Here is a 22,944-nt window from a genome sequence, read left to right on the forward strand (position 1 = left end):
CTGCTTTTATCAGGGTTGCGCTGCATTTTCCTCTAAGCTCCGGAAGGATAGAAGGAATAGGGGAGTAGACTGGCGGCCGAATTCCCCGACGTGAGGAAGGTAGCCGTGACAGAGAGCGATTCTTTAACGCCCGCAGAAATTGTCCGCAGCGGCCGAGGAGTACTCGGCATTGAAGTCGGCTCGACGCGTATTAAAGCGTGCCTCATCGACAGCTCCGGACGGGTCATCGCAACCGGTTCTCATCGCTGGGAAAGCGACTATGTAGATGGCCACTGGAGCTACGCACTAGATGATGTGTGGGATGGTCTGCGTGCCGCCTACGCTGATTTGAACGCAGAGATACGTGAGCTCACGGGGGAAAGGCTCACCCGGCTAGCAGCTATTGGCATATCTGGGATGATGCATGGCTACTTGGCTTTCAATAAGTCCGCTGAACAGCTCGTGCCCTTTCGCACTTGGCGCGATACCTATACGGGCGAAGCCGCGAAGAAACTATCGGAACTCTTCGACGTTAATATTCCAATGCGCTGGTCCGTCGCCCATTTCTATCAGGCTTTGCTGGACGGCGAGCCACACGTTGGCGACGTCGATTTTCTGACAACCTTGTCCGGCTATATCCACTGGCAGTTAACGGGTAAGAAAGTTCTCGGCGTGGGGGATGCCTCTGGCATGTTTCCTATTGACCCTCAAACGGCGTCCTACGATGAGGCGGCGCTCGCGAAAATCCGCGGAGAAATTGGGCGAGACTTCGCAGAGTTATTGCCCGAGTCCTTGTCTGCGGGCGCGGACGCGGGTGCCCTTGAGCACCCAGAACTCCTGGATCCCAGCGGAGCGCTGCAGGCCGGCGCGGTGGCATGCCCGCCTGAAGGCGATGCTGGAACGGGCATGGTGGCCACGAATACCGTCAGCATCAATACGGGCAACGTGAGCGTGGGTACCTCGATTTTTGCAATGCTTGTTCACCAAAAGCCCTTGAGTAAGTCCTATCCCGAAATTGACCCGGTGACCACACCGACGGGTCTGCCAGTGTCGATGGTGCACTGTAATAACGGCGCGCAGGAAATTTCGGATTGGATCTCGCTGTTTAGCGATGTAGCAGTGGCGTTCGGCACCAAGAACATTGACCACATCGACGATGTATATACGGCCATTTTGACCGAGGCATTACGCGGTGAACCGGATGCCGGCGGGGTAGTGGTCTATCCCTACCGGGCCGGTGAACCGATTGCGGGTTTGATTGAAGGGCGTCCCATGGTGGCGCGGACACCCGATGCGAATTTCTCCCTTGCTAACCTCATGCGCGCCAACCTGTATAGCGTCTTTGCATCGCTGGCGCTGGGTATGCGCTTGCTAGAGCAGGAAGGTATTTCCGTGGACGTCGTCCAAGCTCACGGTGGGATTTTCCGCACGGTTGGCGTAGCGCAGCGCTTCCTGGCAGCCGCGTTGAAAACACCAGTGGCCGTGGCGCAGTCCGCTAGCGAAGGTGGTGCCTGGGGAATCGCGTTGCTGGCGAACTACATGGGCTCGGATAAAGACTTTGCGGATTACCTCAACGATGAGATTGCCAGCAGCAATAATACTGGGCGCGTCCGTCAGCCCGATCCGCGCGATGTCGCGGGCTTTGCTACCTACCTCGAGCGATTCATAGAGGGATTGTCCATGCAAGAAGGCGCAGTTTCAGCGTTGCCTACCTCCGTATCTCAAGAAGAAGACTAAGGCACTAGGGAAAGGCCACAATGGTTCAGCATCTATCTGAGTATCGCCCAGAAATCCAACAAGCGGTGTCTAAGACCCGCCAGCGCGTCAGCGACCTTCACGCCGAACTGCCGCGGTGGGGCCTTGTGTCGTGGACTGCGGGCAATGTCTCTGAACGCATTGTCGTCGATGCCTCCGGTACTCCGAGCACACAGGATCTTTTCGTCATCAAGCCCTCTGGCGTGCGCTACGAGGAGCTAAGCCCAGAATCGATGGTGCTCTGCGACTTAGAAGGCGTGCTTGTCGATGGCGCTTATGCTCCCTCCTCGGATACCGCCGCACATGCCTATGTGTATAAACATATGCCGGAGGTTGGCGGAATCGTCCACACCCACTCGAGCTACGCCACAGCGTGGGCCGCCCGCGGGGAAGAGATTCCATGCGTACTTACGATGATGGCCGATGAATTCGGCGGGCCAGTGCCCGTTGGACCCCTTGCGATCATCGGCGATGACTCCATCGGCCGGGGCATCGTGGAGACCTTGCGGGAGTCCCGTTCACCTGCCGTGTTGATGCAAAATCATGGTCCCTTCACCATCGGTGACGATGCTGAAAATGCCGTGAAAGCAGCCGTGATGGTTGAAGAAGTTGCGCGTACCGTGCACTTAGCCAAGGAGCTCGGCGGCCCTAAGCCCATCCCACAGGACATTATCGATAACCTCAATGACCGCTATCAGAATGAATACGGCCAATAAGGCTTCCGGCTGATATTCATTTATCCGTAATGAATATCTTGATGTGCTCTGGGCTCTTCATAGCCTCGAGCGCTTCTTCGTAGCGGTCAACTGGGAAAGTACCGGTGACTAGGCCATCGAGCTTGTCATAAAGGTGAGCCATCCGCTTGGCCGCAGCGGGGTACATATTAGCCAGGGACTGGGCCCCGATGAGCGAGATTTCCTTCTCGAATAGGTCGAGCGGGCGGAAATCTATCGTGGCATCTGGAGAAGGCACACCCATCTGGATTAAGCGGCCGCGCTTGCCGAGGATACGGATGGCATCAGCAATAGCACCTGCATTGCCGGATGCATCCAAGGTGAGGTCATAGGAATCCTGATCCAAATCTGCGGCTGAGTCCACTGCTTGGACGGCGCCCAGTTTCACAGCTTGCGCGCGCCGGGCCGGGTTGGGTTCAACAACAGAGACGCTTGCTGCGCCCTCATCCAATGCGACGACGAGCGCCACCAAGCCGATGGAACCGGCACCGAAGATGACCATATCCTGGTCTTTCCAATCAGGCGCGAGGTCCAATGCGTGTAAAACGCAAGATAGCGGTTCGGTCAGCGGTGCAACATGGTGAGGAATTTCTGTGGAGAGCTTGTAGACGAATTTGGCCGGCATGGCGATGAATTCCGCACAGGAACCATCCTGCATAATGCCGGCGGGTGAGATGTGCTCGCACAGATTCGTTGCGTTTTGCTTGCACCAGGTGCACTCGCCGCACGTCACGTTGGGGTTAGCGCCAACGTAGTCACCGACGGAAAAATCGGTGACCTCTGCGCCGACCTCCGTGATGTAGCCCGCCATTTCGTGCCCCAGAATGAGTGGGTAGTTGCCGATGACATAGTCACCTCTTACTAAGTGCAGGTCAGTGCCACAGATACCGGTGCCCACCGGTTCGATGATTACCTCGTTGGCTTTTGCGTGGGGAACAGGGACGTCTTGGATTTCAATATCGCCGTGACCAGTGGTAACAACGGCGCGCATGGTATCGGTCATGGGGTATGGCTCCTCTCCGGCGCAGATTGGGCTACGCCGGTACCTGGAATTATCCAGTTGTAGGGTGGGAAGAACTTAGTCTCGAGATGTGTTACCTACGATGTTAAGCGTATCACTTGGACTTGAAGATTTAAGGCAAATAAAATTTTAAAGATAGTGATAGCTACATCATAAAATGACTGGCTAAGCCTCACTTCCTCGTAGTGAGCCAGGCGAGCGAAGTCTCATCATGCGTAATGGCCAAAAGTGCGAGGAACATACACCGTAAAGGGGTTTGTCATTCAAATGGTTTACGCATGATCTGATGTACAGGTTGAAAACGCTAAGAGCACGGGAAGTATCGTGCTCTTAGCGTTTTCTGTGGATTGTTCTATCTCTCTATTGGCACTGACAGTGAAGGCGCATTATTGCGCTTATAGCCTGAAGTCCTCACTAACGCCTTGAAAGGTTCGTATGAAATTCAGTAAACGTATTGTCGCTTCTGCAGCTCTGCCTGTATCTCTCGTTGCTCCGGCCGTCACTCTAGTCGCTGGAGCTGCTGACGGTGAAGCTTGCTTTTAAAACTGTGAAACAGGCACTGTTGATCGATCCAAACTCAGGAATGCGGGCGGATTTGCAGTAGTCGAATACCTGCAAAAGCACTGCGGCATGACCCCAGGTGAGATCTAAAAGTTGAGCCTTCGAAGAGCTGAAGGAAGTAGTTCAACGGCCAAATGATGACGAGGGTAATCCGACTTTCACTGAGTTGGAATTTCTAAGGTATCAAAAACCAATCTCGCGCCTCCCTCCCCAATCTTGGCGTATCTGGACACGTCAGATAACCGGGCAGGTATTGTGCCGCAGGAGAATGGGGACCTTATTGGAGCTGCAAGGGTCTCCTGCGGAGGTTTCGGGTGATGTGAACGGCATCCAGCTCGGGGCAAGATGATCACCGGTAAAGTGGGCCTAAATTCAGGGCAGAAAGTTGAATGCGCGGTAACTTTCTAGGCAAGGACCCAGTGAAGACTCTTGTTGGACCGTTGCAAGGTGATGAGACTCAGGACATTCCGTTTCAAATTGGCGTTTCAGAAGGCGTTAACTAAAGACCGGTGATGAGGGATTGGTCACCGCAGTGCCGAACTTTTCAGTCTTCAAGACTGGGAAAGGAAACGGCAAAATCGTTGTTGTGAAGGCCACCGAGGAGGCTGGGGCCAAGAGCAAGATCCTGACAATGCCAAGGACTCTAATGTGCCTGAGGTGTTGCCGCAGCCTGAGTGCCCAGAGCAGCCGACCGAAACTGGGGGCAATGAGCCTTCGGTTGAGTCGTCTGAGGTTGAGCAGTCCGAGTCTGCGGGTAAGCCGACCTTGGAACCGAAGCCGGGAGACACTCCGGGCAACGGCACTGGCGACAAACTGACAAAGCCGTCGGTTACGAGCAACGATGGTGCCTCTGATGGCGTAGAAGTTGGCTCTAAATTTGGCACGGTTTTGGTGTAATTGATGGCCTCGGTGGCTTGGTTGCTCTGGTTGTAGGTGCTACCCCACTGAATGAACCAGAACCACGATGTCGCTCACTTGCTGCAGCCACTCTGTGACTTTTTGGCATCGTTCAACATCAAGTTCTAATCGCGCCCGGTAGCGCGGAATTGCGGGACAGAAATTCCGATTGCTTTTCGGTGTAGAGACGGAAACCGGAGCCCTCTTTTTCGGAGCTACTCCGGCTCCTCTTGGCTAATAGGGGTAGAGAAGTGGACTTTGGTTGTTTTGCTTCAGTCTCGTGCTACATCATGTACCCGGTGACCGCCCCTATTGAGCGGGGCTCGATACTGGTAATCGTTTCGCTGCACTACAGGCGCGGCTATTAAGTGATCTCGCACACTTTTCAGTAGAGGTACTATTGAATGAAAAATCAATATGATTTACTAATCCTGCGTTTAAAAACGTAAATGGCACGATAAAAGTCGTGCAATCCGACTGACTGCGGGGTTCGCTTGTGCCTTCGAATTCTTGAAAGCGCGACTTTGTATATAGATCCCGTAGCTTGTAGCTCCCCTTGGAAGGTTCGTATGAAACTCAAAAAGCGTGTTCTCGCTTCTGCAGCTATCTCTGCATCTCTCGTGGCTACCGCTGTTACCCCAGTTGCTTGGGCTGCTGGTGAGCATCTTAACTGCGCACAGAACTTCCGAGCCGGCGTCGATTTTGATGCTGGTATCAATGCCAACGTTGCGGAGCATCTGCAGCGTAACTGCAAGTTGAGTGTGGAACAGATTACTGAGCTAAGTGTTGACGATATGACACAGACAGCTAGGGGTCTCCTGGGGAAGGACAACACTCCACTTTATTCTGAAGAAGAGTTGAAGCGTATGTCACATTCTGAGGTTGTCAGGGAAGCGCGGATCAATGGTGTTTCGTCTGACGATGATGGAAAGGGTTCTGCTGAAGACGGACAGCAGTCTGAGGCTCCTCTGATGGTGGATGATGTCAAGGCAGGGGACAGGGAAATTACTGGCTCGGTGTTTTTGCTCCCAGGTCAAAAGAAGAGAGTTCAAGTTAATTTCCCAAACTTCAGGGCTTTAACTACGGACGTACAACTAAAGGAAAACTCTGTTGAGGAGGGTGGATCCTCTAAAGGTAAAGCTGTCACCTTTAAATTCGACGTTCCTGAAGGGATTGACCTAAAGGCAGGTGAAACACTATTTTTTAGTTCGCTATATGATTCCTTGGCTACGGACGATAGTAAGAGCAAATCTATACCAGTAGTCGTTAAACCTGCGGATGTGCCTGAGGAAGAGGGCTCAGATTCTGGGGATTCTGAAGGCGAATTCCCGTTTGCTGTTACTGCGGAAGTAAATGACATCAAGGCAGGAGACAAAAAGGTTACCGGTAAGGTTCGTTTGTACCCGGGCCAAGAGGTGGAAATTGAGGCTTATTTCCCCGGCGGAAGGATTCAGACAACTGTCGTGAAGCTAGAGAAAAAGTCTGCACAGGAGGGCCAAGTTCCTGCAGGTGAGTTTGTCCCGTTCGAAATCGATGTACCTGCAGACGTCAAGCTAATGGCAGGTGACAAGGTATCCGTTTCTCCAATTCCTCACGTCACGGATCCGAAAACCGGTGAAAGCAACAGCGTAGAGCTCATCGTGAAGGCTGCTGATAAGAGCAGCGAGTCGCAACCCGAGCAGACCCCTGGTGACGGTAATGGTAAGGAGGGCGGCAGCGGTTCCACAAAGCCGGCACAGCCATCGGTTCCGGGCGCTGAAGGTACCCCTGGTGCTGGAGAGGGCAGCTCTAAATTCGGCAAGGTCTTTGAAGCTATTCCTGGTCTGGCTGCTTTGGTTGAAGGTGTTGCTAAGTTCTTCAACAAGAACTCAGGCCTCGCTCGAATCTTGCAACCACTGCGTAACTTCTTCTCGCTGTTCAAGTTCTAATCTCGCCCCAATTAGCGGATGAGCGGATTAGTGCGGGCTTGAGGCTCGGACTTGGCTACCGGCAGTGATTAAACCGGAGCCCTCCATGAGGGGGTGCTCCGGTTTCTGTGTTTTCTGGTGAAATTTTACGGGACTTGGCCTAGCGCACCGGGCCGGGCAGGTGGGCGCGCCAGCCGTGAATCACGTTGATGAGGCAGCACATGGCGAGCAGGGAGCCGATGAGGAATAGCGCAGTGAAGCCGATATAGGGTGCGAGAGCGCTAAAGGCCATGGGGATAAAGAAGCCGGTATAGGACACGGAATAGAACACGGCGGTAAGGCCAGCGAGGTCATCTTTTCCGGCGATGCGCTGGACCTCGGAAAGGCCGGCGACAAGTGCTAGGCCGTAGCCGGCGCCCATGACGGCGGCGCTGGTGATGCCGAGCGGGAGGGAGAGCGTGCGCGCGGCGATGGCGCCGAAAATGGTGCCGACGGTAATGACGGCCATGGCAACGGCGGAGGCCCGGGCGGAGCGGTGGGTGTCAATGACCTTGCCAAACATTTGGATGCCAACCCCGCAGCCCAGCGTAATGACGGTCATGAGGCCGGAAAAGGCGATGGGGGCATCGCCGGCGGAATCGGAAAGCAGCTGCGGCAAGAGGGCATAGGCCGCACCCGCGCAGCCGAATACCCAGGGGGCGGCGGGAAGGACGATGCGGGAAAAGCGGCGGTGTGCAGCGGATGGAATGTGCAGCATGTGCAGCATATCGCGGATGCTTAAGTCCAAGAATGTGTCTTTGACGGTCTCGCCGCGGGGTGGACGGGTTTCGGGGGTTTTCAGTAGCCAGACCGCGGTGACGACGGTGAGCAGGATGTGCAGGACATAGGCCAGGTGAGTAGGCCACGGGCCCCATTGCGCCAGTACCGAGGCCAGGGCGGCGCCGATGAGGAAGCCCATGGTAAGGCACATCGATGCCTTTCGGGGGCCTGCGGCCGGGTCACCGCCGGAACGGGTGATGAGCTCGGAAATCCAGGTGGATCCGACCGCCATAACGATGCCTAGGGCGAGGCCGCACAGTACGCGGCCGGCGGCAATGATGAGGGGCTCTTCGGGAGCGATGGACAGCAGGAAGGATCCGGCCAGGGAGAGCGGTGCGGCGGGCAGCATCGTGGGGCGGCGGCCGATATAGTCCGAGAGCGGCCCGGAGATGAGCAGTGCGGGCACGATGCCGATGACGTAGGCCGCTAGGAGGCCATTGACGGTGACTTGTGAGAAGTGGGATTGCTCGCGGTACATCACGAGCAGGGGAGTAAATTCATTGCCGCCCCAGGCAACGGCCACCATGCTGCCGGCGACGGGTAACCAATCGCGATTGGCGGTGTCTTGACTCATAGTTGATCCTTCGAATTTTTCAGATGCGAGCGGAGTGCGGAGAGATAGTCGGGCAGGTTGGCGGTGAGGAGGGCATCGGCAAGCGTGCGGTGCTGGTCGACGAACGCGCGGGCCCGTGCCACATTGCGCCCGATGGCGGTGGCGGTAAAGCGCTGCTGGCGCTCGCGCAGCTGGTGGCCAACATTGGCTAGCAGGCTATTGCCGGCGCTATCCATGATGATTTGGTGGAATTGGGCATCTAGGCGCGTGTATTCGCGAAGGTCTTCGGCATCCAGCGCGGCGTCTTGGGCCGCGATGTTTTCTTGCAGGCGCTTGGCGATGCCCCCGCGTTCTTCCTCGCCCAGCTGGCAGATCTTCTCGGCACTGTGGGCATCGACAAGCAGGCGTGCCTCATAGACCTCGCGGATTTCTTGGGGGCTAATCGGTACGACCAGCGCGCCGCGCTTGGGGTAAAGCTGCAAAAAGCCCTCGAGCTCTAGGCGCAGGAAAGCCTCGTGGGCCGGGGTGCGGCTGACTCCTACCTCGGCCGCGAGTGCGGCCTCTGACAGCATCTGCGAGGAATCGATGGTGCCGTCGATGATCCTTTCTTTGACTAATTCATAAACCCGCTCCGCGGCAGGCTGCATGCTTGTATCGCTCATGCATACATCTTGCATACAAGTTAGTTTAAGCGTCAACCTATTCCCAATTCTGGGGTTGGCGTGGCTTAGACTGGAGGGCATGCAACGTTGGGTCTTACACATCGATATGGATGCGTTTTTTGCCTCCGTCGAGCAATTGACCCGACCGACTTTGCAAGGCCGGCCGGTGCTCGTCGGTGGGGTCGGCGGCCGCGGGGTCGTCGCCGGCGCGTCCTATGAGGCGCGCGAATACGGCGCGCACTCGGCGATGCCGATGTATCGCGCCCAGCAGTTGGTGGGCCTGCGCGCGGTGGTGGTCAGCCCGCGCCGGGCGGTGTATTCGGCGGCCTCGCGCCGGGTATTTGAGATCATCTCCCAGCACGTGGAGGTGATCGAGCAGCTATCTATCGATGAGGCCTTTATGGAGCCAGAGGCGTTGGTGGGCGCGACGGCGGACGAGGTACAACAGTGGGCGGATGGCCTGCGCGCGCTCATCCGTGAGGAAACGGGCCTGCCGTGTTCCATTGGTGCGGGCTCCGGCAAGCAATTTGCCAAGATCGGCTCCGGTGAAGCCAAGCCAGATGGCACCTATGTCATCCCGGCGGAAAAGCAGCTGGAGATGCTGCATCCGCTCGCGGTGGGAAAGCTGTGGGGCGTGGGGCCGGTTACGGAGGCCAAGCTTAAGGGCATCGGGGTGGAGACCATCGGCGCGCTGGCCGCCATGACCCAAAAGGAGGTGGAAATCTCCATCGGCAGCGTCGTCGGCGTGCAGCTGTGGCAGCTGGCGCAGGGCATCGACGATAGGGAGGTGGCCCCGCGCGCTATTTCCAAACAGATTTCCACGGAGCACACCTATCCCAAGGACCTGCTCACGGTTGCCGATGTCGATGCGGCAATTACCCGCGCGGCCGAGGGCGCGCACCGCCGCCTGCTTAAAGATGGCCGCGGGGCGCGCACGGTGACGGTAAAGCTGCGGATGGCAGACTTCCATATCGAATCGCGCTCGACCACCCTGGCCTATGCCACCGATGACCTGGAGGTATTGACGGCAGCCGCCTTCAAGCTGGCGCGCTACCCGGATGAATTGGGCCCTATCCGCTTGGTCGGGGTGAGTTATTCCGGGCTGGAAGCCGCGCGCCAAGACGTACTTTTTCCGGAGCTCGACCGCGAAATCGTGCGGCCCGTGCTGCCGGATACCGATTATGAAACGGGCGTGAGCGATGACTCCCCGCCACCGGCGCCGACCACCGTGGTGGTCGAAGACGATGTGGAAGATCAATGGCACGCCACCCAAGACGTCTACCACCCGGAGTTTGGCCACGGTTGGATCCAAGGCACCGGGCACGGGGTGGTCAGCGTGCGATTTGAAACCCGCGCCACCGGACCCGGCCGCACGAAATCCTTTGCCGCCAGCGACCCAGATTTGGTGCCGGCGGACCCGCTCGAGTCCTTAGACTGGCAGGACTGGTTGGAAACCCAAGACTAGATCGCAACGTAGCGCTTGGGGTCAGGGTTCTGCCGGAATACCTTGGCAGGGGCCGTGCCGGTGGCCAGCGCCGCTGCCAACAAGATGCGCGCCTGGCTGGGGCGGAAGGCCCACGCGTTTATCGCGCCCAGGCTATGCAGGTTCGCCCCGCCGCCGTCGCCGCCATAGGACAACGCGGTTTCCCCATACGGGGTGCGGGTGGAAATGACGACGGGGAGGCCGTCGCGGAGGGCGTCGGCAACCGCGCGGCCCATGTCCCCACTCATATTGCCCGCGCCCATGGCCTCGACGACGAGGCCGGCGGCGGAAGCGCGGGCGGCATCGACAAGCACGCGCCCCGCGCCGGGGTAGGCAGGGATGATTTCTACTGGGTGCGGCGCCAAGGGGCGCGGCCGCAGCCGCGGGGTGGCATCCGGGATCCGCAGGGACTCAAAAGCGCGCAGGTCGAAGGTGTGTTGCTTGCGGGCCCCGCGCGCCGGGATGGTCATGCCGCCAAAACAGATGAAGACGCCGGGCTGTCCGCTGAGGGCGAGCTCGCGCGCATCGCGGAGATTGCGCGGGCCATCTGGGCGCGGGTGATCGTAGGAGCGCTGCGCGCCGGTGAGCACGATGGGCGTATCACCGGCGCAAAAAATCTCCAGCGCCATCGCCGTCTCTTCCATCGAATCGGTGCCATGGGTGATGATGACGCCGTCAATATCCGAGCGGGCCGTCTGCTCGTTGACCACAGCAATGAGCTCATCGAGGTCAGCGAGCGTAATAGAAGAGGAATCGAGCTGGCGAAATTCCACCACCTCGGCGTCGATATCGGCCGCGAGCTGCGCGCCGGTAACGGTGGGAACGAGGGAACCATCCTGCACCGTGGTGCAGGCAATCGTGCCGCCGGTGGCGATGAGGGCGAGATGAGTCATGCATCCAGAATAAAAGAAGACGCGCCGAGGCGGCAGGCGCGAACCAGAACAGCTGGGGCAAATGTAAACTGATGGGAGTTTATATCCTAGACGTGAGGAGTGAGAAGTGAAATTCCGCAAATTTGGTGCCGCGTGCCTCGCATTGAGCGCGGCGGCCGCCCTGTCCGCCTGCTCTTCTGATGACGAGCAAGAAGACACCACCAAGAACAGTGAATCCAGCGAATCCGCGTACGCCGACGGCGACTCCGCGGCTCCCGCGCTGCCGTCCGCCGCTGATCTGAACGCCATCCTGGCAAAGGCTACGGATCCGGCGGCATCGCAGGAAGAAAAGACCGCCACGGTGGAAGGCGGCGAATCCGCCCCAGAGATCTTTGACACCATGGCGCGCTCCAAGGAAGAATCCGGCGCGGAGTTTGCGGTCGTGGATCCCGTCCTGCCCGGCTATGACCCGCAATCCGTGCTGACCACGGTGAATTTCACCACGGCCGATGGCCAGGAGCAGACGACGGACCAGGTGGAATTTATTTACCAGGACGACACTTGGAAACTATCGAAGACTTGGGCCTGCACGCTGATTCAAAACACGGTGCCGCCTGAGCAGGTACCGGAGATGTGTGCGGATGCTGGTGCGGGTGTCTTTTCGGATGATGAGGGCGACGGCGCCCCCGCCCAAGGCGATGCCCCCGCGGCCGGCGCAGAGCAGGCGCCCGCCGAGGCCCCCGTAGAGGCCCCCGCCGAGTAGCTCTACTCCGAAAAAGCCAACTCCGTCAGGCTTGATTGCACGACGCGCAGGTCTGAATCGGCGGTGCCGTAGGTTACCTTCGTATCGAAGGACACGTCACCGCCCACGGGGAGCGGCTTAGTCAGATCCACCGTGACGTTGCCCGAGGAATTAGTGGAAGAATCCAGCACGTCGAGTTCCTTATCCTCCAACTCCGTGCCCTCGGCTTGGCCCTCGAAGGATAAAGCGCCCAGGGTAGGGCGTTGTTCCACCTCGACGGATAGCGTGACGCGGTCACCATCGATGGACTTAACCGTATAGCGGGTCGTTTGCAAGAGCGTGGATTCTCCCGTTACGCGCGAATCCACCGTCCACGTCGCGCCGGTGCCCACCTCTTCCTCTGGGAAAACGATGGGCAGCGCGGTCAGCTTCATGATTGCTTGTTCGACGGTGCCGCGCGCCTCATCGCTCGCGTCCTGCGGGGCGGCCAAGCGCAGGGAATTCATCTGGCCATTGTCTTGGCCGCGCCAGCCAAATTGGAACCCGGACGCAGAAGAGATATCGGTATCGCCGGAGTATTCCGGATCGCCTGCGGTGACAAACGCGTTGCGCGAGGCCGGCAATTGATCCTCGACGTCCTCGGTGGCTTTATCCACGGAAGCCGAAAGCGGCAGGGTAGTGGTCTCCTTATCCACATCGGCGGCCTGGAAATCGGCAGCGGCGGATTTATTCAGCAAGTCCTGCGAAAATCCCTCCGTGGCGCGGTAGGTTACCTCCTGCGAGGAGTCGATGTCGTGATATTCCAGCAATTTCTTCTCCCCGGTTCCGGACTCTTCGACGGTCAGGCGCGGGGCATCGATAGTCAGGCCGACGGGCTGTTCCACGGCGGGGCCGGGGGTCTCATAAGAACAGGCGCTTAGCGCTACGGCGACGGCGGAAAGGGTTGTAAAAACTTTGACTCGAAACACGCTTACCAAAATACCGGACGCTCCTGATTAGAATGATGTGGGTGAGCCAAAAACGAAGGAGTCAGACAGGTCTTATCGCCGCGGTGGTCATCGCCGTGGCGGTTGTGGATCAAGCCGTAAAACAACTCATGCTGACCGTCCTGACGGAGGGTGTGCCGCACTATGTCATCGGGGACTGGTTCAGGTTTACCCTGCTCTTTAACCCGGGCGCGGCGTTTTCCATCGGCGGCGAGGGATCGACCTGGCTGTTTACCACCATTCAATTGGCGTTCGTCCTAGGCGTGGCCATCGCCGCCCCGCGCATCCACAATACGGGCCAGGCGCTGGGGCTGGCGCTCATTGCCGGTGGGGCATTGGGCAATTTTGCAGACCGCATCTTCCGCGACCCGGGCTTCTGGTTCGGGCACGTCGTGGACTATATCTCGGTCGGCTCGTTCGCAGTCTTTAATATCGCAGATGCGGCCATTACCTGCGGTGTTGTCATCTTTATCGGCGCCATGCTGCTCGCGGAACGGAGGGCGGAAAATGAATAGGCAATTGCGCAGTTTTCCCATTCCAGAAGGCTTGGAGGGCATGCGTGCCGATGCCGCGCTGGCCAAGCTCCTTGGCCTCTCGCGCTCGGCCACTGCCCAGCTGTGCGCAGAGGGCGGGGTCACCGTGGATTCGCAGGAGCTGGGGAAATCCGAGCGCCTAGCGTCCGGCCAGGTGGTCTCGGTGCTGCTCCCAGAGCCCGAAAAGCCCCTGCTGCCGCGCGAGGAGCTAGTAGAGGGCATGGACGTTTTATATAGCGACGCCGATATCATCTGCGTGCACAAACCCGTGGGCGTCGCCGCGCACCCAAGCGTGGGCTGGGATGGGCCGACGGTCATCGGCGGGCTGCGCGCGGCAGGATATAACGTGGCCTCGCTAGGACCTACCGAGCGGCAGGGCATTGTCCACCGCCTAGACGTGGGCACCTCCGGGGTCATGGTCGTGGCCTCCTCAGGGCGCGCCTATTCGGCGCTCAAGCAGGCATTTAAGTACCGGACCGTGAAAAAGACCTATCACGCGGTGGTCCAGGGCCTGCCCGATCCGATCGAGGGCACCATCGATGCGCCCATCGGCAGGCACCCGAAGTCGGGCTGGAAATTCGCCGTGCTTGACGATGGCAAGGCCGCGGTCACCCACTACCGCCTCATCGAGGCCTTTCGCGAAGCCAGCCTCATCGAGGTGCACTTGGAAACCGGCCGCACCCACCAGATCCGCGTCCACATGTCCGCCACGGGGCATCCCTGCGTCGGCGATCCCATGTACGGCTCGAACCCGCAGCTTTCCGCCCGCCTGGGCCTGGAGCGCCAGTGGCTGCATGCGGTGCAGCTAGGCTTTACCCACCCAGGCACCGGGAAATGGTTCGAGGCCCGCGCGCCCTACCCCGATGACCTGCAGCATGCCCTGGAGCGACTGCAGGGATGAGGAAGTTTTATTGGCGCCGCCGTCTAGCGGCACTGGCGCTGGTGCTGGTGGCTGTCGTGGTGGCTTTGGTGCTTTTTGGCACGCTGGGCACGCAGGCATCCACTCGCGTGCAAGGCGATCAGCTGGGCCCGGACGGCGAATCGCGCGCGGAGTATATTGAACGCGTCAATTCTATGGACATCGATCCGGATGCCGCTACGTATGCGCTGGTCACCTTCGATACCGAGTTGCCACCGGTCGCCGTCGCCGCTGCGTTGACTGATATTCCGCGCATGGATGCCATCCTTATGGGCTCGACCGCGCCCATCGCAGTGCCGGAGCCCGTCGCAGGGGAGGATCGCGCGGCGGTGATCAACCGCACCTTCGACCGCATCGGCGCCTCCTACGGCCAGCGCCCCAGCGCAGTCAGCGCCGCCGTGGTGTGGGGCACGGGCACCCAGCTTTCCGATGTCGCCTCCCTCCCCGCCGTCGCCGCCGTCGAGCCCGCGCCTGCCGATGCCGCCTGGGGTAGTTTCGCCGTGCGCCCACCCAGCTAAATTTGCCATCCTGAACACTCTGGCGCGCGAGGCGTGGGGTGGCGGCCTAGCATCGAGGGCATGGAACACATTCGGGCATATATTGCGGCTTTAAACTCGGCGATGGACATTCTCGCCGAGGCTGCTGATATGCCCGCCTCCGAGCTGACCGCCGTCGGCATGCCGGATGCCGCTGCCGAGTCGATAGCCCACCTTTCCCAGATCTATTTCGGGCCGACCAGCTTTACGCGCCGCCAACGCCGGGCGGTCGAGGGAGCGCGGCGCAATGGGCATTCGCTGCCGACGCTGGAGGTCATCGAAAAGCACGCCCGCCGCGCGCCCACCCAAGCCCGGGCCTGGGCCCTGCGCGCGGAGCTTGCCCAGGTATCGGCCGATACCCAGGCGATGGACAAGCTCGCCCGCAAGAAGGTGCGCGCGCTGCGCCCGCCGCGCGAGCCCAAACCCGGGGTGCGGCTGCGCCGCCGAGCCGCCGGCAAACCATGGACGCTGACGATTACGGGCAGCTCCAGCCTCGTCGCGGAGCTGCATAACCAAGCAGGCACGCTTGCCGATGTCGCCGACCTCTTCCATTCCGCCGCCACCTCCACCGTGCGCACCAATGTGGTAATCCCGCTGGATAAGCTGAGCGCCGTTGTGCAGGGCGATAAAGACGTGACGGTCACCATGACCAACGGCGCGCAGATAAGCGGCGCCGAGCTGGCCCAGCGCGCGATGGCGGAAGAAGGCTTTATCACGCTTATCCATCCCGTGGAGGGGCCGGTGAACCTGTACCGCATGCGGCGCGGGGCAACGTGGAAGCAATTTATGATGGCCGCCGCCGAAAACCCCATCTGCCCGGCGCGCGGGTGCCACCGCCCAGCCGATGAGTGCCAGGTTCACCACATCTATAGCTGGGCCGGCGGCGGCTGGACCAATGCCAAGAACCTCACCGTAGCGTGTCCGCACCACAACGGACGCAATGACGACGACCGCGCGGCCCGCCCCCGCAATGGCCGGTTCGAGCGCGTGCACGGCGGCGTGCGGTGGGTAAATCCCTGGCAGCCGCCACCGCCGGATCTCGTCGATACCGGGCCCAGATAGCCCACAACGTTGAGCCGGGCCCCAACCCTCAGCGGCGACTTTCCCGCCCGCGAATTCCTAAGCGCGGAGCTCATTCGCCGCGCATTTCTGCGTGCCGTTTTCCCGCGCTGCGAATTTCTGCACGCCGGGTTACCTGCGCCGCACACTCCTGCACGCAGCGCTCTGTCGCCCTTCTCCCGTGCCGGCTTACCTGCGCCGCGCACTCTTGCGCGGCGCGTTGCGGCGAACGCGGATGAGATCAGCAATGTAGATGCTGACTGCCACGCCGATGATGCCGAAGCCAATCCACCGGTGCGTGGAGAAGTGCTCTTGGGTGACAAAGAGTGCCCACAGCATCTGCATGATAGGGGTGAGGTATTGGAGCATGCCGATCGTCGACAAGCGCAGCGTCTGCGCGCCCTGGGCAAAGCACAATAGCGGCAGTGCGGTAATAAGGCCGGCACTGATTAAGAGCATCATGTGTGGCGTGCCTTCCGTGACGAAGGTGCCGTGGCCTGCCTGTTCAATCCACACGATATAGGCAATGGCAACGGGGGAGACCACCAAAGACTCTGCCGCGACCGAGACCGCCGCCGATACCCGCACCTGTTTCTTGATGAGGCCGTAAATGCCAAACGATGCCGCCAACAACAGCGAGATATACGGCGCCTGTCCGGTAAAGAAGGTCAGATACAGCACCGCGATTGCCGCCACGGCGACTGCGGTCGCCTGCCATGGGCGGAGCTGCTCCTTTAAGAAGATCATGCCGAGTGCCACCGATACCAGGGGATTGATGAAATATCCTAAAGCGGCATCGGCTACGTGATCGGTATTAATCGCCAGCACATAGGTCCCCCAATTGACCGTGATGAATACGCCCCCGGCGGCAAGCCAGCCCCACGTGCGCTTGTCCAAGCGCACCAATTCCCGCCAGCCGCCGCTGCAGATTAAAAACGCCGTGACGATAACCGCGGTCCACAACACGCGATGGGCGAGGATTTCCAGCGGCGTGGCCGGCAGCAGGAGCGGGAAGAACGCGGGGAAGAACCCCCACATGATGTATGCGGCGAGAGTGTAGATCATCACCGCATAATATCGTCATCTTGACCGCCCCGCTAAGATGACCGCATGGCCAAAAAATCCTCCTTCGTCCACCTACATAACCATACCGAGTTCTCCATGCTGGACGGCATGGCCAAGGTCGATATGTTGGCTGATGAGGTGGTCAAGCAAAACATGCCCGCCGTGGGCATGACAGACCACGGCAATATGTATGGATCCGATGCCTTTTACAAGCGCATGACCAGCGCCGGGGTGAAACCCATCATCGGCATCGAGGCCTACATGGCCCCGGAATCGCGCTTTAATAAAAAACGCGTGCTGTGGGGTACCCCGGATCAAAAGCGCGACGATGTCTCCGCCTCGGGCGCATATTTGCACCAGACGATGATCGCAGAAAACGCCACCGGTCTGCGCAACTTGTTCACGCTGTCCTCGCTCGCCTCCTACGAAGGACAGCTGGGCAAGTGGCCGCGCATGGACGCAGAGCTCATCGCCGAGCATGCCGATGGCATCATCGCCACCACCGGCTGCCCCTCCGGCGATGTGCAGACCCGCTTGCGCCTCGGTCAATTCAACGAGGCCCTCGAGGCCGCGGCCATGTGGCAAGACATCTATGGCAAGGACAACTTCTTCTTGGAGTTGATGGACCATGGGTTGGACATCGAAAAGCGCACGCGCGATGGGCTGCTCGAAATCGGCCGCAAGCTGGACCTGCCACCGCTGGTAACCAATGACTGCCACTACGTGCTGGAATCCCAGGCGCCCGCGCACGAGGCCATGCTGTGCGTGCAGACCGGTAAGACGTTTATGGACCCAGACCGCTTCAAGTTCGGCGGTACCGGCTACTACATCAAGTCCGCCGCGCAGATGCGCGAGACCTGGGACGACCTGATTCCGGATGGCTGCGATAACACCCTGTGGATTGCCGAGCGCGTCCAGGACTACAGCGAGGTGTGGGAAGAACACACCCACGACCGCATGCCCATTGCCGATGTCCCTGAGGGCCACACGCCCACTTCCTGGCTGACGCACGAGGTAATGGAGGGGCTGCAGCGGCGGTTCCCTGGGCGCGAGGTGCCGGAGGACTACATTGAGCGCGCCAAGTACGAGATTTCCGTGATTGAGATGAAGGGCTACCCGTCCTACTTCCTCATCGTGGCGGAGCTTATTAAGTACGCGCGGTCGGTAGGCATCCGCGTGGGGCCCGGCCGTGGTTCTGCGGCGGGCGCGCTCGTGGCCTACGCGCTGACCATTACCAATATTGATCCGCTGGAACACGACCTGCTCTTCGAGCGCTTTTTGAACCCCGAGCGGCCGTCCGCGCCCGATATCGATATCGACTTCGACGACCGCCGCCGCGGCGAGATGATTACCTACGCCGCCGAGCGCTGGGGCGAGGACAAAGTCGCTCAGGTCATTACCTTCGGCACGGTGAAAACCAAGCAGGCCATTAAGGACTCCGCCAAGGTGCACTTTGGCCAGCCCGGCTTTCAGATGGCCGACCGCATCAACGGTGCGCTGCCGCCGGCGATTATGGCGAAGGATATTCCGCTGCGGGGCATTACTGACCCCGACCACGAGCGCTATTCCGAGGCCGCCGAGGTCCGCCAGATGGTGGAAACCGACCCGGATGTGAAAAAGATTTATGACACCGCGCGCGGTTTGGAGGGCGTCGTTCGCCAGGCTGGTGTGCACGCCTGTGCGGTGATTATGGCCTCCGTGCGGTTGATGGACCACATCCCGATGTGGAAGCGGCCTGCCGATGGCGCCTATATCACTGGCTGGGATTACCCCGCCTGCGAGGCCATTGGCCTGCTGAAGATGGACTTTTTGGGCCTGCGCAACCTCACCGTTATTGGTGATGCCATCGAAAACATCAAGCGCAATCGCGGCGAGGAAGTGCAACTCGAGCAGCTGCATGCCGATCACCCCAAGGTCTCCAAGGTCTATGACCTGCTCTCGCGCGGGGATACCTTGGGCGTGTTCCAGCTGGACTCCGGCGGTATGCAGGAGCTGCTCAAGCGCATGAAGCCTACCGGCTTCAAAGACATCGTGGCCTCCTTGGCCCTGTACCGCCCCGGCCCGATGGGTGTGAATGCCCACTGGGACTACGCCGACCGCAAGAACGGGCGCAAGGAAATCACCCCGATTCACCCTGAGCTCGAAGAGCCGCTGAAGGAAATCCTGGATGAGACGTATGGTCTCATCGTCTACCAGGAACAGATCATGCGTATCTCGCAGAAGGTGGCGAACTACACCGCCGGTGAGGCAGACGGGTTCCGTAAGGCGATGGGTAAGAAAAAGCCCGAGGTCCTAGCCCAGCAGTACGATAAATTCTGGGGCGGCATGCAAGAAAATGGCTACTCCAAATCCGCCATGGATGCGCTGTGGGGGACCATCGAGCCCTTCGCGTCGTACGCGTTTAATAAGTCCCACGCCGCGGGCTACGGGTTGGTCTCGTTCTGGACGGCCTATCTTAAGGCCTACTACGCGCCGGAATACATGGCAGCGCTGTTGACCTCTGTGGGCGATAAGAAGGATAAATCCGCCATCTACCTGTCGGACTGCCGCCACTTGGGCATTAACGTTTTGCCACCCTCGGTGAATGAATCCGAAGAAGACTTCCAAGCTGTGGGCGAGGATATCCGCTTCGGTATGGGCGCTATCCGCAATGTGGGCTCGGAAGTCGTTGAATCCATCATTGCCTCCCGCAAGGCTAAGGGAGCGTTTACGTCCTTTAGTGATTACCTTGACAAGATCGACTTGGCTGCGTGTTCCAAGCGTGTGACCGAGGCGCTGATTAAGGCCGGTGCCTTTGATGATTTCCAGCAGCCGCGCAAGGGGCTGATGCTTATTCACGAGGACGCCGTCGATGCCGTGCAGACCACCAAGAAGGCGGCGGATAAGGGGCAATTCGACCTCTTTGCCGGATTCGGCGGCGGCGATGATGCCTCCTCTGAAGGTGCCTTTGCCATTGATGTTCCGGACGACTCGTGGGATCGCAAGCACGAGTTGGCACTCGAGCGAGAGATGCTGGGTCTCTACGTTTCTGGCCACCCACTCGATGGTTTCGAAGAGGCCCTAGCTGCGCAGACCAATACGCCGTTGACCAAGATCCTCAACGATGAGGTACACAATGGCCAAGAACTCATCATCGGCGGCATCATCTCCGGTGTGGACCGCCGCTTTTCTAAGCGCGATGGTTCCCCGTGGGCGATTGTCACGGTAGAAGACCACAACGGCGCGCAGGTAGAGATCTTGGTGTTCAATAAGGTCTATTCGCTGGCGGCGCCGCATATTGTGGAAGACAACATTATCTTGGCGCGCGTCAACGTGAAGGTGCGCGATGAGCGCCGGTCGCTGTTTTGTTCCGATATTCGCGTTCCCGAGCTGGGCCCAGGCGGTGGCGCGAGCCTGCCGCTGCGCCTGACCATGCGCACGGACCAGTGCACGATGGAAAATATCGCCCGACTCAAGCAGGTCTTGGTTAAAAACCACGGTGAGTCCGATGTCTATCTTGAGCTTGTCGAGGGCGACCAATCCACCACCATGGTCCTCGGTGAGCACCTCCGCGTGGAACGATCGGGCAACCTCATGGGAGACCTGAAGGCCACGATGGGTGCAGGTATTTTGGGATAGAAACTCTCCTGCACCTTCTATGGACACTGTTACCGCCGCTCAGAGAAAGCAATTTCGCTGCACCTGCGGTAACGGTGGGCCAATTGTGAAGACCGCTCGCGTGCAGAGGAATAATCGCGTCTGTCTCAGAAGTTGGCGTGCCGTCCACGACTCGGATTTGTGAAATCGCACAAGCTCCCGCGCGATTACCGCTGGCAATGCAGTACAAGCGGAGCAAGTAGGCGGTGGCTGAAGAGCTGATTGCTCGCCCCAATCGCCACCGCTTTAATACCGAAATCTACGGAAGTAGCTGGCGGACCGGTTCTGGAAGCATCTTATAGAACTGATCGGCTACCTGCGGCATGAAGTGCAGAACACCACTCAACATGGCGCCGAGTGCAATGATGCCAGCGATGATTCCAACGCCCTTCGCGATGCTGCTGGAGCCGTCATCAGGCAGCCATGCCCCGAGGGCATCGTCAGGAGCCTCGCCGTCTTCATCCTGGGAGCCACCGACAAGATCGGCGACAGAAAAGATCGTAGTGGTCCCGGACACCTCGTTGCCGGCGATAAGGAGGGCATCGTCAGTAGGCGAGTCTTCCTTGCCAACGAACGCCAACCCCTCTGGGCCCAAGTCGCCGGCCAAGCTGGTGGCGGCAACATTGTCCTCGTCGTAGTCCACGGCGAAATCGCGGTTGTTGGTATAGGTGACGAACTCGGCATGAGCCGGGTCGGTGACGTCGTAGACGAAGATGCCGCCCACGCGCTCCATGCCGATGAAGGCATAGGTGCGATCGCCAACTGTTCCAATCGTCAGGGCTTCCGGTTCGGGGCCTTTATTATTCGAGCGATCGTCAAAGTCGGGGTCTTCGTTATCGGCATTGAAGTTAAGTCCCTCGATGTCCTTGGTGATTTCCTCGAAGTCGGAACCGGAATCGAAGACGACGTTGCCCTCAGCATCGTAAATGCTAAAGGAGCGGGACCCGAAGGAATACAGGCCATCGAAGCAGCCCTTTTCCTCATTCCACCCAGAGGCATTGCTCAACTTGAGGTTGCCGGCGTATTTCTTGTCCTCGATGCCTTCTGGCAGATCGACGGAATCACAGACCTGGCCTTCTTCAACGAGCTCTTTCAGTTTGACCTCATCGGTGTAGCCGCCCCAATCGCGGGCATCGCCCTCATTGGCGGTGGCGAAGTAGGTCTGGCCGTTGGTCTGAAAGGCACCGATCGAATCCGGCATGGATAGCCCATGCACAGGGATCGTGCGCAGCTTTGCCTCGCCGTCCTTATTGGAGGGATCGATGGGGACAACGGAGTGATCCGCGATATGGGCGGGCAGCACCTTTTCTACAGTGGCGGAGGCGATATCGACCACGCCGATGGCGTTATTTTCTTGCAAGGTGACATAGGCCTTGCCATCGGCGGAAGAAATATACTCCGGCTCGAAGTCGAGCGAAGGCTTATTGTGGTGGTTTTCTGGGCCAAAGACGCGAATGGACGGGTCGAGTTCTGCATCTGGGCCGTCGAAGGCGCGGAAATCAGCGGTGCGGACATCCGCAGCGGAGGGGGCCTGGACGCCGTCTGGCAGGGAGATGACCGATACAGTACCTTCTGGATCTTTTGCGTATTCGGTGCCATCAGTGGTGAGTTCATCGGAGGGCTCGCCCTCATTCGCGGTCAATGCATAGGCACCGTCTTTGGTGATGTGCACGTTATCTGGCAGCGCGCCGAGCGGTACGCGGCCGAGCTCGTTGCCGGAGGAGGCATCGAAAATCAAGGCTTCACCGTTTTCGGTCTTGTCTGCCTGCTGCACGGCGGCGATGGCGAGGCCATCGGGGCGCACGGCCACGGAGTTGATTTCCTTATCGCCGCCGGCGGAAACCTCAGCAACCTTGGTGGGGTTGGCGGGATCGGAGGCATCCAGGATATCCACCTTGCCCGATTGCGCATTCACCGTGAGAATGCGCTGGGAGTCGGCGTGGTAGGCCACGATTTCCGCTGCTGATTTGCCCATCACCCCAGCCTCATAGGAGCCGATGGGGCTTAGTTTTACCGCAGCATCGTCGGCGGAGCGTTCTAAAACATTATCGACGATATGCGCGTTGGCGGCCGGGGCGCAGCTGAGCGCAAGGCAGGCAGCCACGCCGATGGAGGTGCGCTTAAACATAGAGAGAGTCCTTTCTTGTGGAGCACTCCATTGTCTCCAAACCACGTAACAGTGACGCTAAACCGGAATGAAATCTAGGTGAATCGGTCGAGCACTA

18 protein-coding genes are annotated in these 22,944 nt (G+C 59.3%); 11 read left to right on the forward strand and 7 right to left on the reverse strand.

Going from position 1 to position 22,944, the window contains the following annotated elements; genetic code table 11:
* Window positions 1-105 precede the first annotated feature (105 nt).
* On the forward strand, window positions 106-1,716 hold the full coding sequence (locus HMPREF1257_RS01725; protein WP_023023048.1) for a xylulokinase: 1,611 nt from the start codon (window positions 106-108) through the stop codon (window positions 1,714-1,716).
* 20 nt (window positions 1,717-1,736) lie between these two features.
* On the forward strand, window positions 1,737-2,450 hold the full coding sequence (locus tag HMPREF1257_RS01730; RefSeq protein ID WP_023023045.1) for an L-ribulose-5-phosphate 4-epimerase: 714 nt from the start codon (window positions 1,737-1,739) through the stop codon (window positions 2,448-2,450).
* Between the two features lie 16 nt (window positions 2,451-2,466).
* On the opposite strand, the gene HMPREF1257_RS01735 is transcribed toward HMPREF1257_RS01730, so the two are convergent.
* Entirely contained in the window at window positions 2,467-3,471 is a 1,005-nt protein-coding gene (locus HMPREF1257_RS01735) for a zinc-binding dehydrogenase (RefSeq protein WP_023023043.1), read from the reverse strand.
* Window positions 3,472-4,698: 1,227 nt separating this feature from the next.
* Between HMPREF1257_RS01735 and HMPREF1257_RS12350 the strand changes: the two genes are divergently transcribed.
* A complete protein-coding gene (locus HMPREF1257_RS12350) occupies window positions 4,699-4,947 on the forward strand; it encodes a hypothetical protein (protein WP_023023041.1) in 249 nt (82 codons plus the stop codon).
* Window positions 4,948-5,516: 569 nt separating this feature from the next.
* On the forward strand, window positions 5,517-6,875 hold the full coding sequence (locus HMPREF1257_RS01745; protein WP_023023038.1) for a hypothetical protein: 1,359 nt from the start codon (window positions 5,517-5,519) through the stop codon (window positions 6,873-6,875).
* A 139-nt stretch (window positions 6,876-7,014) separates the two neighbouring features.
* Here the strand turns inward: HMPREF1257_RS01745 and HMPREF1257_RS01750 are convergent, their stop codons facing one another.
* Both HMPREF1257_RS01750 and HMPREF1257_RS01755 read right to left on the reverse strand, forming a co-directional pair.
* Entirely contained in the window at window positions 7,015-8,247 is a 1,233-nt protein-coding gene (locus tag HMPREF1257_RS01750) for an MFS transporter (RefSeq protein WP_023023035.1), read from the reverse strand.
* Entirely contained in the window at window positions 8,244-8,888 is a 645-nt protein-coding gene (locus HMPREF1257_RS01755) for a GntR family transcriptional regulator (RefSeq protein WP_034659114.1), read from the reverse strand. Before HMPREF1257_RS01755 ends, HMPREF1257_RS01750 begins: the two co-directional genes overlap by 4 nt.
* Window positions 8,889-8,967: 79 nt before the next feature.
* Between HMPREF1257_RS01755 and HMPREF1257_RS01760 the strand changes: the two genes are divergently transcribed.
* On the forward strand, window positions 8,968-10,353 hold the full coding sequence (locus tag HMPREF1257_RS01760) for a DNA polymerase IV (RefSeq protein WP_034659115.1): 1,386 nt from the start codon (window positions 8,968-8,970) through the stop codon (window positions 10,351-10,353).
* Here the strand turns inward: HMPREF1257_RS01760 and HMPREF1257_RS01765 are convergent.
* A complete protein-coding gene (locus HMPREF1257_RS01765; RefSeq protein WP_023023029.1) occupies window positions 10,350-11,264 on the reverse strand; it encodes an asparaginase in 915 nt (304 codons plus the stop codon). The two genes, HMPREF1257_RS01760 and HMPREF1257_RS01765, sit on opposite strands and share 4 nt — an antisense overlap.
* A gap of 106 nt (window positions 11,265-11,370) precedes the next feature.
* Between HMPREF1257_RS01765 and HMPREF1257_RS01770 the strand changes: the two genes are divergently transcribed.
* The gene (locus HMPREF1257_RS01770) at window positions 11,371-12,006 is read left to right on the forward strand and encodes a hypothetical protein (RefSeq protein ID WP_023023027.1); all 636 of its coding nucleotides are present in this window, start codon (window positions 11,371-11,373) and stop codon (window positions 12,004-12,006) included.
* A gap of 2 nt (window positions 12,007-12,008) precedes the next feature.
* On the opposite strand, the gene HMPREF1257_RS01775 is transcribed toward HMPREF1257_RS01770, so the two are convergent.
* Window positions 12,009-12,953, reverse strand: coding sequence for a hypothetical protein (locus HMPREF1257_RS01775; RefSeq protein WP_023023025.1), 945 nt, complete (start codon window positions 12,951-12,953; stop codon window positions 12,009-12,011).
* Window positions 12,954-12,985: 32 nt separating this feature from the next.
* On the opposite strand from HMPREF1257_RS01775, the gene lspA reads away from it, so the two are divergent.
* From lspA to HMPREF1257_RS01795, 4 genes are read left to right on the forward strand one after another with little or no spacing between them, the layout of a single operon-like run.
* The gene (lspA, locus tag HMPREF1257_RS01780) at window positions 12,986-13,486 is read left to right on the forward strand and encodes a signal peptidase II (protein WP_023023023.1); all 501 of its coding nucleotides are present in this window, start codon (window positions 12,986-12,988) and stop codon (window positions 13,484-13,486) included.
* Complete coding sequence (locus HMPREF1257_RS01785) at window positions 13,479-14,405, forward strand: RluA family pseudouridine synthase (RefSeq protein ID WP_023023021.1); 927 nt, start codon at window positions 13,479-13,481, stop codon at window positions 14,403-14,405. The genes lspA and HMPREF1257_RS01785 overlap by 8 nt, the downstream gene beginning before the upstream one ends.
* Complete coding sequence (locus tag HMPREF1257_RS01790) at window positions 14,402-14,941, forward strand: hypothetical protein (RefSeq protein WP_023023019.1); 540 nt, start codon at window positions 14,402-14,404, stop codon at window positions 14,939-14,941. Before HMPREF1257_RS01785 ends, HMPREF1257_RS01790 begins: the two co-directional genes overlap by 4 nt.
* Window positions 14,942-15,001: 60 nt before the next feature.
* Entirely contained in the window at window positions 15,002-16,021 is a 1,020-nt protein-coding gene (locus HMPREF1257_RS01795; protein WP_034659118.1) for an HNH endonuclease signature motif containing protein, read from the forward strand.
* Between the two features lie 186 nt (window positions 16,022-16,207).
* Here the strand turns inward: HMPREF1257_RS01795 and rarD are convergent, their stop codons facing one another.
* Window positions 16,208-17,083: an EamA family transporter RarD gene (gene rarD, locus HMPREF1257_RS01800; RefSeq protein ID WP_023023015.1), complete on the reverse strand. Its 876-nt coding sequence runs from the start codon at window positions 17,081-17,083 to the stop codon at window positions 16,208-16,210.
* 45 nt (window positions 17,084-17,128) lie between these two features.
* Here rarD and dnaE point away from each other — a divergent pair, with 45 nt between their 5' ends.
* Window positions 17,129-20,701 (forward strand): DNA polymerase III subunit alpha, encoded by a 3,573-nt coding sequence (gene dnaE / locus HMPREF1257_RS01805; protein ID WP_023023013.1) that lies wholly within the window; start codon window positions 17,129-17,131, stop codon window positions 20,699-20,701.
* Window positions 20,702-20,978: 277 nt separating this feature from the next.
* Here the strand turns inward: dnaE and HMPREF1257_RS01810 are convergent, their stop codons facing one another.
* Window positions 20,979-22,847, reverse strand: a complete 1,869-nt coding sequence (locus tag HMPREF1257_RS01810) for a choice-of-anchor I family protein (protein ID WP_023023011.1) — start codon at window positions 22,845-22,847, stop codon at window positions 20,979-20,981.
* Window positions 22,848-22,944 lie beyond the last annotated feature (97 nt).

The organism is Corynebacterium sp. KPL1814, assembly GCF_000478175.1.
GTDB lineage: Bacteria > Actinomycetota > Actinomycetes > Mycobacteriales > Mycobacteriaceae > Corynebacterium.

Bases quoted from the DNA above. Each gene is read 5' to 3' on its own strand.
- dnaE (WP_023023013.1), top strand. From the start codon at position 17,129: ATGGCCAAAAAATCCTCCTTCGTCCACCTACATAACCATACCGAGTTC.
- HMPREF1257_RS01730 (WP_023023045.1), top strand. From the start codon at position 1,737: ATGGTTCAGCATCTATCTGAGTATCGCCCAGAAATCCAACAAGCGGTG.
- HMPREF1257_RS01750 (WP_023023035.1), bottom strand. From the start codon at position 8,247: ATGAGTCAAGACACCGCCAATCGCGATTGGTTACCCGTCGCCGGCAGC.
- HMPREF1257_RS01785 (WP_023023021.1), top strand. From the start codon at position 13,479: ATGAATAGGCAATTGCGCAGTTTTCCCATTCCAGAAGGCTTGGAGGGC.
- HMPREF1257_RS01745 (WP_023023038.1), top strand. From the start codon at position 5,517: ATGAAACTCAAAAAGCGTGTTCTCGCTTCTGCAGCTATCTCTGCATCT.
- HMPREF1257_RS01795 (WP_034659118.1), top strand. From the start codon at position 15,002: ATGGAACACATTCGGGCATATATTGCGGCTTTAAACTCGGCGATGGAC.
- HMPREF1257_RS01760 (WP_034659115.1), top strand. From the start codon at position 8,968: ATGCAACGTTGGGTCTTACACATCGATATGGATGCGTTTTTTGCCTCC.
- HMPREF1257_RS01790 (WP_023023019.1), top strand. From the start codon at position 14,402: ATGAGGAAGTTTTATTGGCGCCGCCGTCTAGCGGCACTGGCGCTGGTG.
- HMPREF1257_RS01735 (WP_023023043.1), bottom strand. From the start codon at position 3,471: ATGACCGATACCATGCGCGCCGTTGTTACCACTGGTCACGGCGATATT.
- HMPREF1257_RS01755 (WP_034659114.1), bottom strand. From the start codon at position 8,888: ATGAGCGATACAAGCATGCAGCCTGCCGCGGAGCGGGTTTATGAATTA.
- lspA (WP_023023023.1), top strand. From the start codon at position 12,986: ATGATGTGGGTGAGCCAAAAACGAAGGAGTCAGACAGGTCTTATCGCC.
- HMPREF1257_RS01765 (WP_023023029.1), bottom strand. From the start codon at position 11,264: ATGACTCATCTCGCCCTCATCGCCACCGGCGGCACGATTGCCTGCACC.
- HMPREF1257_RS01810 (WP_023023011.1), bottom strand. From the start codon at position 22,847: ATGTTTAAGCGCACCTCCATCGGCGTGGCTGCCTGCCTTGCGCTCAGC.
- rarD (WP_023023015.1), bottom strand. From the start codon at position 17,083: ATGATCTACACTCTCGCCGCATACATCATGTGGGGGTTCTTCCCCGCG.